Source organism: Actinoplanes sp. NPDC051851 (genome assembly GCF_040681165.1).
GTDB lineage: Bacteria > Actinomycetota > Actinomycetes > Mycobacteriales > Micromonosporaceae > Actinoplanes.
On the sequence record NZ_JBFAYF010000056.1, the window covers coordinates 53,852 to 62,594 of the forward strand.

An 8,743-nucleotide genomic window follows, 5' to 3' on the forward strand; every position below is an offset into this window, starting at 1 on the left:
AGCCGACTGCCCGGCTGGCTCTGGGGGCTGTATCGGAGCACCGAATACAACCGTCAGGGCCAGCCGGGCAGCGGGGGAGACGATCAGGGCTTGGTGAGCAGGCAACCCGAGATGGTGAGGTCGATGTTGCGGCTGCTGTCCAGGCACGTGGTGAACCAGTAGGTCTCCTGGCCGTAGCTCTGGCCCTCGTACGCCGTGGTGGTTCCGTCGTCCGCCACCTCGCACGGGTTGTCGAGGGTGCACATCTCGCCGGACTCGTTGCCGGTGTTGTTGATGCCGACGACCTCGCCGCTGGTCTCGTCGACGATCGGGGAGCCGGAGGTGCCGCCGATGGTGTCGCAGTCCGGGTCGTAGCGGACCGAGTCGTGCCAGGTCCACTCGTCCTCGCGGAGCGTACTCACGAAGCTGTCGATCTTGCAGTTCCAGATCTGCTTCCAGTATCCCGACGGGATGGCGATGGTGGTGCCGGCGACCGGGTGGCTGGCCGAGATGGTCAGCGGGGTGGCGCCGTAGCGGGTGGAGAGCGTGGCGTACGTCGCGGTCAACCGGTAGAGCGTGACGTCGGTGCCGGTCATCGTGGCGTACAGGACGCGGTCGGCGCGGACCGTGCCGAGGCGGGTGCCGGCGCTGTTGAGCAGGCCGCCGGTCCGGCTGCTGCTGACGTTCTGGAGTACCTCGCCGGCGTCGAGGAAGCCACCCTCGTAACAGTGGCCGTTGGTGAGCATCAACGCCTGGTCGGTGCTGACCGAGGTCGGGTACCGGACCAGCGACGCCGAGCAGTTGCTCAGCGAGATGGTGTTGGCGAGGGTGACGGCGGTGACGGCCTGCGCCGCGGTGGGGCCGGCGAGTACGGCGGTGGCGGCCGCGACGGCGGCGACGCCGATCGAGAGTGCGCGTCGGAGGCGCATGGCGAGGGTGGTCCCTTCTTCTCTGGCGACGGAGCCCTCCGAGCCGACGGGGATGGAGCCGGCGGATTGGGTGGGGATGCGAGCCGGGTCTACGGCCCACCGTCACCGATCGAGCTAACGGTGCTCGCACTCTCGCATCGGCGTACATCTATGTCAATGGGTTGGGATCTTGGCCGAAAATGAACACTGGAACGGTAGAAGGGGCTGTGCCACCCCGGTGGGAGTGTCACAGCCCCTCATGTCGGCACCGGAGAAGTTGATCCTGAATCAGGACTTCCATCGGTGCGGGCCTATCGCTAGGCTCTCACGAAGCGATATCGAACTCGCCGTCCTTGGCAGAGTCCACGAAGGCGGTCCACTCCGCCTCCGTGAACAAAAGTGCTGGGCCTGTCCGGTTCTTGCTGTCACGGACGGCGATTCCCTCGTCGATGAATGCGACTTCGACGCAGTTACTACCGCCACTGCCGTTACTGCGACTGCCCTTCTTCCAGACGGCACCATTGAGCTGATGCGCGAGCAACTCGAGCACCTCCCTTCGGTATGAGGATTGCTTCGGGAGTTGCTAAGCGTCGAGCAGACTCTCGATCATCTTCATCGTAGTGCGGTGATCGAGCGCCTTCGCACTCAATCGCTCGAACTCCTGCCGATGCTGGGCAACCTCGGCCGGTTGCTCTTCGTAATAGTCTCCCGCAACACCCTCAAGGTAGACAACGCTCAAATGGGTGGTCTCGCGGAACTCCAAAAGCGCTGCTGGGCCACCCAGGAAGGCGTGCTCTCCGGCGCTGAACGGCAGGATCTGGAGCGTTACATTCGGTGATTTAGCTACCTCGATGAGGTGGCGGAGTTGCTCGGCCATCACGTCCTCGTTGCCGATCACCCGGCGTACCACGGACTCGTCCATGATCACGGCGAGCTCGAGCGGACGGGCGCCGACGAGACGGCTCTGGCGGGTCAGGCGCAGTGAGATGCGCCGGTCGATGTGCGACTGTGAGTCGCCCGGACGTCCGCTCCTGATCAGTGCGCGCATGTACGCCTCGGTCTGCAGGAGCCCCGGCACGATCACCGGTTCCCAGCAGCGCATCGACGAGGCGGCGGCCTCGAGCCCGACGAAGTTTCCCGGGCGGAGGATGTCCCGGTAGTCGGTCCACCACGTGCGCTCCCGGGAGAGGCGGGCGAGCTCGACGAGCGCCTCCCGGTACTCCTCGTCCTGCACGTGGTAGAGGGTCAGTAGATCTCGGACATCGCGTGGGGTGACCGCCACGCGCGCGGTCTCGATCCGGGTGACCTTCGCGGAGTGCCACTCGAAGTGGCGTGACACGTCCTGCTGGGTCAATGCGGCTGCCTCGCGGCAGCGCTTCAGCTCCTGTCCGAGCCGGCGGCGTCGTAGCGTCGGACCCTCGATATCGGACACCTGGGACTCCCTAATGGCCCTGAGGAGTTTGATTTTACGAGTGTTCCTCGTGATCCAGCCGGTTCATTCATGATCGCTATTTCATGATCAATTATGGGTGTGATGAGCAGCGGGGCCTTAATAAGGAGTCTAGTACTTCTTGCATTGACCTTGGTGTAGGGGACATGATGCTGCGGACATCGAGTTCTGTCTTGTTTGCTACATAGGCCAAATGATCATTGGAACTGGCGTCTAAGGGGCGTGGCGCAGTGTTGGCTGACCAGTACTACCTGATCGCACACGAGGACCGCACCGGGCGGTCCAGGTTACATCCTCGTGCGACTGGCCTGGGGCTGGCCGCCGCTTTACTGACAGAGTTGGTCCTGGAGGGGCGCATCGGGGTATCCGACGGCGATCTCTTCATCGTTGATCAAAGGCCACCCCGGGACGCGCTTTCGCACGACATTCTCGATCTTCTCTCGGGCCAGTCGCGGCACTCCGACGTACGCACGTGGCTGGCCTTTCTGGCCCAGGACTCCTCGCTGCGCGTCGCCGAGCGGCTGATGCGGGTCGGCGCGGTGGAGATGGTGACCCGCCGCCGGATGCTCGGCAGCACCCAGGTCCTCTACATGCCGAACACCGCCCGGCAGCGCAACGCCGCCGCCTGGGCGTCCACCCGGGTGGCGAACATGCTGGTCCGGGGCATGGAGCTGAACCTGACCGACCGGGCCCTGGTCGGCATCGTGGTCGCCACCGGCCTGACCCGCCACGTGATGTACGGGTTCGAGATGTACCCGCACATCTACCACGCCCTGCCCGGCATGATCGCCTCCCTGCCGCCCGACCTGCGCGAGCTGGTCGAGTGCACCGAGGCGTCGGTCGGGTCCGCGCTGGCGGTAGGCCGCCGGTGAGCCGCGGACGCCACCAGCGCCGGCGCGACAACGTCGATCGCTGGGCGGGAACCATGCTGACCGAGCTACGTGGACGGTCGCCGGACGGGCCGGACCTCGTCTCCCAGGCGCTGGCCAGCAATCGGCTCGGTGTCCCGTCGGTGGTCTTCTTCGGCGTGGCGGGCGCGGCCCCGCTCACCGTGATCATCGGCGCCATCTCGACCATCTACGCGGTCGTCGGGAACACCGCGCTGCCCCTGGTCTACATCGTCGTCGCCGGGATCCTCTCGATCTTCACGGTGGGTTTCGTGGCGATGAGCCGGCACATCGTGAACTCCGGCGCGTTCTACTCGTACATAAGCCATGGTCTCGGTCGTGAGCTGGGCATCGCCGGAGCGTTCGTGGCCCTGGCGGCGTACGCGATGATGCAGATCGGTCTCTTCGGTCTCTTCGGTGTGGTGGCCTCGGACGTGCTCGCCGCGGTCGGGCTGAACGCGCCGTGGATCGCCTGTGCGCTGGCGGCCTGGCTCATGATCGCGATCCTCGGCATGCTCTGGGTCGACCTCAGCGGCAAGGTGCTCGGCGTCCTGCTGATCGCCGAGATCGCGGTGGTGCTGGTCTACGACTTCGTGATGGTCAGCAACCCGGCCGACGGCGCGGTCACCTTCACCACCCTCAACCCGCACCAGCTGCTGACCCCCGAGGTCGTCGCGATGATGGTGCTGGCGATCGGCGGCTTCACCGGTTTCGAGGCGACCGTCGTGCTCTCCGAGGAGACGAAGGACCCGAAGCGGACCATCACCCGGGCCACCCACATCGCCGTTCTCCTCGCCGGCCTGATGTGCGCGCTCTCCGCGTGGGCCATGTCGGTCGGCGCCGGACCCGGCAAGATCGTCGCGGACGCCCAGCGGGAGGAGACCAACCTGGTCTTCAGCCTGATCGGCCCGCATGTGCCGAGCATCATGATCACCCTGGGCTATCTGCTCTTCATGACCAGTATCTTCGCGGCGCTGCTCGCCTTCCACGCGGCGGTCTCGCGGTACCAGTTCGCCCTCGGCCGGGAGCGGATGCTGCCCAGCCGCTGGGGCTACACCCATCCGCGGACCGGCGCGCCGGTGGTCGGCTCGATCACCCAGAGCGTGCTGGCCCTGATCGTGATCGTCTGCTACTGGCTGGCCGGGGCCGATCCGCTGGTCCAGCTCTTCGGTTATCTCACCGTGGTCGGCGGCCTGGGCGTGCTCATCCTGATGTGGGGCACCTCGGCCGCGGTGATCGCCTTCTTCGTACGCCATCCGCACCGGGAGAACGTGTGGCGTGGCCGGCTCGCGCCGATCATCGCGTTCTTCCTGCTCAGCGTGATCCTGTTCGCCACCGTGGTGGGACTCGGCGACATCCTCGGGTTGCCCGCCGACTCCGCCTTCAACTGGGCGTTCTCCGCGGGGTACGCCGTTCTCGGCGCCCTCGGCATCGTCTGGGCGGCGATCGTGCGCTACTCCCGCCCGGACGTGTATGCGGTCATCGGCCGCGGCGTGGACGGACGGTCGGCCCTGGACTTCCCGGAGCCGTTGCGCGCCCAGCCGCCGCACGCCCTGGCGCTCTCCGGTCAGTTCCCGATCGCGGGCCAGCTCCCGCCGGAGCACTTCCCGACGCAGGACCAGTACCTCTCCGAGGAGTACCCGACGGAGCAGTACCCCGCGCAGGAGTACCCGGTGCGGGAGTTCCCGACCCATCATCCGTTCGACCAGGTAGGGAAGCCCCAATGACGTACGCCATCCAGGAACTCGTGATCCGGCACGTGTCGCCGTTCGACACCGAGGAGATCACCGACCTCGTGGCCGAGGCGATGTGGGACGGTCCGGTCGCCCGCTGGCTGCACCCGGACGCGGAGACCCGGCGGCGCCTGTCGCCCCGGTACTTCGAGATCTTCGTGGAGTACGCCCTCCAGTACGGCGAGGTGTACAGCACCGCGGACGCCGACGACGGGCGGATGTGCGGGGTCGCGCTCTGGTTCCCGCTCACCTCGATGATCCCGCCGCCGGCCGACTACGAGCGCCGCCTCAAGGAGGTCACCGAGACGGCGTTCGACCGGGTGCAGACCCTGGACGCGGCGCTGGAGGAACAGCACCCGCTCGAGCCGCACCACTACCTCGCCTTCCTGGCCGTACGCCCGGAGAGGCAGGGGGAGGGGATCGGCAGCGCGCTGCTCGACCGGCACCACGCGCGGATGGACCGGGCCCGGATTCCGGCCTACCTCGAGGCGAACGACCCGCGTAACCGCGATCTCTACCTCCGGCACGGATACCAGGTCCGGTCCGTGATCCAGCTTCCCGACGGTCCTCCGCTGTGGGGGATGTGGAGGGCGCCGATGGTCTGACTCCTCGTGGTTACGCGGCCGCCGGGAACTCGTAGAGCCAGAACGACTGCTGGTCCATGCACTCCGAGTGCATGGCGCCACCCGACAGCCGGTGCAGCATCAGCCGGACGACCCGGCCGAAGTTGCGCTCGACGTCGTTGTAGTTGCAGTAGTCGATGGCGATCATCCCGTTCCGGTCCGAGGCGGTGCGATGCATGGCCTCGACCAGTTCGGCGAAGGCCCGGGTCGACCGTGCCTCGGTGCCGACCGCGGCGAAGCCGACGTACCAGATCTTCTTCTCCTGGTACATCTCCGGCCAGCGGCGTTCGAAGTACTCGGGAGCGATCAGCGGTACCGCGTCCAGGTCGTTGGTGAACGTGGAGAGGCCGCAGAGGTTCCCGCTGTCGTCGAGGCACAGGTACTTGTCGATCCTCGGGTCGCGCATCACCTCGTCGAACTCCGACCGGTACATCAGATGCCGTTGTACGGCGAGCGAACGTAGGTCCTTGAACGCTCCTTCATAGAGCTCCCAGGCGGCCTTCTGCATCTCATCGGGAATCTGGTCGATGATTTTGACAAGCATGGCTGCTCCTCCGCGGGCCCCGTGTCGACCCTTGTCCGTGTGCACCGTACTCATGTAGATCGATGACAGGTGACCAACAGAGTACGAAGCGCAATAGGTTGAGGACAATGCGTGGTCGTGGATTTCGTGTGCCAATTCCAGAAAGGAGGGTCGTTGTTTGCCCGAAAGTCGTGCAACTTGCGAAGTTGCAGCTCAGAGACGCGTATCGGGACCCCTTGAGCCCACCGGAATGGAAGCCAGGAAAGTTTAGTATTCCGCGGATCGGCCTTTTTGCGGAATGCACCGAGTACTGGACTTCGTGCGCTGAGCGCCGTGTGTTCGCCGAGTTGCCAGCTTGCGGACAGCGGTATGGCGGCCGGTGTGGACGCCACACCCTTCGACGACGAAGTGGGGTCTGATGCGGTCGGACGCGGCGGGTCATTCCGGCGAGGCGTATGTCCCCCTGCCTCCCCCGGGTGGCCCGCTTCCGTGTTCTCGTCAAACGGCGGACATCGATTGACATAGTTCAGTAGCCGAACATAGTCTGCGCAGGCAGCACGGGAACGCTCCCATGCAACGTCCTCAAAGGAGCGCCATGTTCGGCAGGTTGCTCACCCTGGCCCTGATCGTCGGCCTCGGCTTCTCACCCGTCCCCGCGTCCGCTTCCACGCCGGCCGGGACACGACCGGTGCCGTCCGCCTCGGCGGCGGTCGCGGCGATGCAGCCGGGCTGGAACCTGGGCAACACCTTCGACGCCACCGGAGCCGACGAGACCTCGTGGGGCAACCCGCGAACCACCCCCGAGCTGCTGAAAGGCATCCGCGCGCAGGGCTTCCGCAGCATCCGGGTCCCGGTCACCTGGAGCCAGCACCTCGGCCCCGCACCGGACTACACCATCGACCCGGCGGCGCTGACCCGGCTGCGCGAGGTGGTCGGCTGGGCGCTGGACGACGGCCTCTACGTGATGATCAATATCCACCACGACTCGTGGCAGTGGATCAACACGATGCCGGTCGACCACGACGCGGTCCTGACCCGCTACGACGCGGTCTGGACGCAGATCGCCGCGGCCTTCCGGGACGCGCCGCAGCGGCTGGTCTTCGAGAGCGTCAACGAGCCGCAGTTCGTGACGGGCGGTGACGACGCCGCACTGCTCGCCGAGCTGAACACGTCCTTCCACCGGATCGTCCGCGGCTCCGGCGGCGGGAACGCCACCCGGCTGCTCGTGCTCCCCACCCTGCACACCTCGGCCGACCAGGGCTACCTCGACCAGCTCGCCGGCACGTTCACGGCGTTGGGCGACCCGTACCTGATCGCCACCGTCCACTACTACGGCTACTGGCCGTTCAGCGTCAACATCGCCGGCGGCTACCGCTTCGACGCCACCGCGCGCCAGGACCTGCTGGACACCTTCACCCGCCTCCGCGACACGCTCGTCGCGCACGGCATCCCGGTGATCATCGGGGAGTACGGACTGCTCGGTTTCGACCGCGGCACCGACACCATCGAACAGGGCGAGAAGCTCAAGTTCTTCGAGCTCTTCGGCTACCAGGCCCGGGTGAGCGGCATCGCCACGATGCTCTGGGACAACGGCCAGCACCTCGACCGCACCGCGCTGACCTGGCGGGATCCCGCGCTCTACGCCCAGATCAGCTCCAGCTGGCACACCCGGTCCGGCACCGCCGAGAGCGACATGATCTTCGTGCGCCGCTCCGCACCGGTGACGTCAAAATCGGTCACGCTCCTCCCCAACGGCACCATCTTCCGGGATGTCGCCGGGCTGCGCCGCGGCGCCGACTACACCCTCTCCGGAGATCAGCTCACGCTCACCGCGAGTCTCCTCAAGCGATTGCTCTCGTACGGGGGGAATACCGCGTTCTCGGTGCGTTTCGACCGGGGAGTGCCGTGGCGATTGGAGGTGCGCCCATTCGAGACCCCGGTTCTGTCGAGCGCCACCGGCACGGTCGACGACTTCACGATTCCGGCCGCCTTCAACGGTGACAAGCTGGCGACGATGACTGCCGTTTACGCCGACGGCAGTTACGCGGGCCCGCAGAACTGGACTCCCTACAAGGAGTACGACCGTACTTTCGCCCCGAACTACGACTCCGGTTCCATCACACTGACCCCCGACTTCTTCGCCGAGGTGACCGACGGCGCCCCGGTCACCCTCGTCTTCTACTTCTGGAGCGGCGAAACGGTGGGCTACACGGCGACCCGCACCGGCACCACGGTCACCGGCGTCCCCCTTTCGACGTAATCCATTTTGGACACCCAGCCGTGGCTCGCCACTGGGGCCGGTGCGAGCCACGGCTGGGCACCCCACCATCCAGACCCCACCCCGTCACACCCACCGCGCCTGCCCCGCGCCGCCGCGCCCGTTACGTTCGCCCCGCGCTGCCGCGCCCGCTACGTTCGCCCCGCGCTGCCGCGCCTGCTAGGTTCGCCCCGCGCTGCCGCGCCTGCTAGGTTCGCCCCGCGCTGCCGCGCCCGTTACGTTCGCCCCGCGCTCCCGCGTCCGTTACGTCCGCCCCGCGCCGCCGCGCCGGGACTGTACAAATAACGGTGTAACTCCTGATCAAGGAGACGCATCTGATGACCATGACAACTGACGCCGTGGATACTGCCGCGGTGGCGAAG

At 66.6% G+C, this 8,743-nt stretch carries 8 protein-coding genes; 4 read left to right on the forward strand and 4 right to left on the reverse strand.

The genetic code is table 11. From position 1 onward, the window contains the following. Positions 1-83: 83 nt before the first annotated feature. The 3 genes from AB0M08_RS37245 to AB0M08_RS37255 all read right to left on the reverse strand — a co-directional run bounded on the left by AB0M08_RS37245 (position 84) and on the right by AB0M08_RS37255 (position 2,319). On the reverse strand, positions 84-908 hold the full coding sequence (locus tag AB0M08_RS37245) for a serine protease (protein WP_364504223.1): 825 nt from the start codon (positions 906-908) through the stop codon (positions 84-86). Positions 909-1,212: 304 nt separating this feature from the next. Beyond that, positions 1,213-1,428, reverse strand: coding sequence for a DUF397 domain-containing protein (locus tag AB0M08_RS37250; protein ID WP_364504249.1), 216 nt, complete (start codon positions 1,426-1,428; stop codon positions 1,213-1,215). Between the two features lie 42 nt (positions 1,429-1,470). Continuing rightward, complete coding sequence (locus AB0M08_RS37255) at positions 1,471-2,319, reverse strand: helix-turn-helix transcriptional regulator (protein ID WP_364504226.1); 849 nt, start codon at positions 2,317-2,319, stop codon at positions 1,471-1,473. A 248-nt stretch (positions 2,320-2,567) separates the two neighbouring features. Between AB0M08_RS37255 and AB0M08_RS37260 the strand changes: the two genes are divergently transcribed. Genes AB0M08_RS37260 through AB0M08_RS37270 form a run of 3 tightly spaced genes read left to right on the forward strand, consistent with a single transcriptional unit; the run spans position 2,568 to position 5,562 of the window. Continuing rightward, a complete protein-coding gene (locus AB0M08_RS37260) occupies positions 2,568-3,209 on the forward strand; it encodes a GPP34 family phosphoprotein (RefSeq protein ID WP_364504229.1) in 642 nt (213 codons plus the stop codon). Continuing rightward, positions 3,206-4,951 (forward strand): APC family permease, encoded by a 1,746-nt coding sequence (locus AB0M08_RS37265; protein WP_364504232.1) that lies wholly within the window; start codon positions 3,206-3,208, stop codon positions 4,949-4,951. Before AB0M08_RS37260 ends, AB0M08_RS37265 begins: the two co-directional genes overlap by 4 nt. Then, positions 4,948-5,562: a GNAT family N-acetyltransferase gene (locus AB0M08_RS37270; RefSeq protein ID WP_364504235.1), complete on the forward strand. Its 615-nt coding sequence runs from the start codon at positions 4,948-4,950 to the stop codon at positions 5,560-5,562. The genes AB0M08_RS37265 and AB0M08_RS37270 overlap by 4 nt, the downstream gene beginning before the upstream one ends. Positions 5,563-5,572: 10 nt before the next feature. Here AB0M08_RS37270 and AB0M08_RS37275 read toward each other — a convergent pair whose 3' ends face one another. Beyond that, positions 5,573-6,124 (reverse strand): hypothetical protein, encoded by a 552-nt coding sequence (locus AB0M08_RS37275; protein ID WP_364504238.1) that lies wholly within the window; start codon positions 6,122-6,124, stop codon positions 5,573-5,575. A gap of 574 nt (positions 6,125-6,698) precedes the next feature. Between AB0M08_RS37275 and AB0M08_RS37280 the strand changes: the two genes are divergently transcribed. Further along, entirely contained in the window at positions 6,699-8,363 is a 1,665-nt protein-coding gene (locus AB0M08_RS37280) for a cellulase family glycosylhydrolase (RefSeq protein WP_364504241.1), read from the forward strand. Positions 8,364-8,743 lie beyond the last annotated feature (380 nt).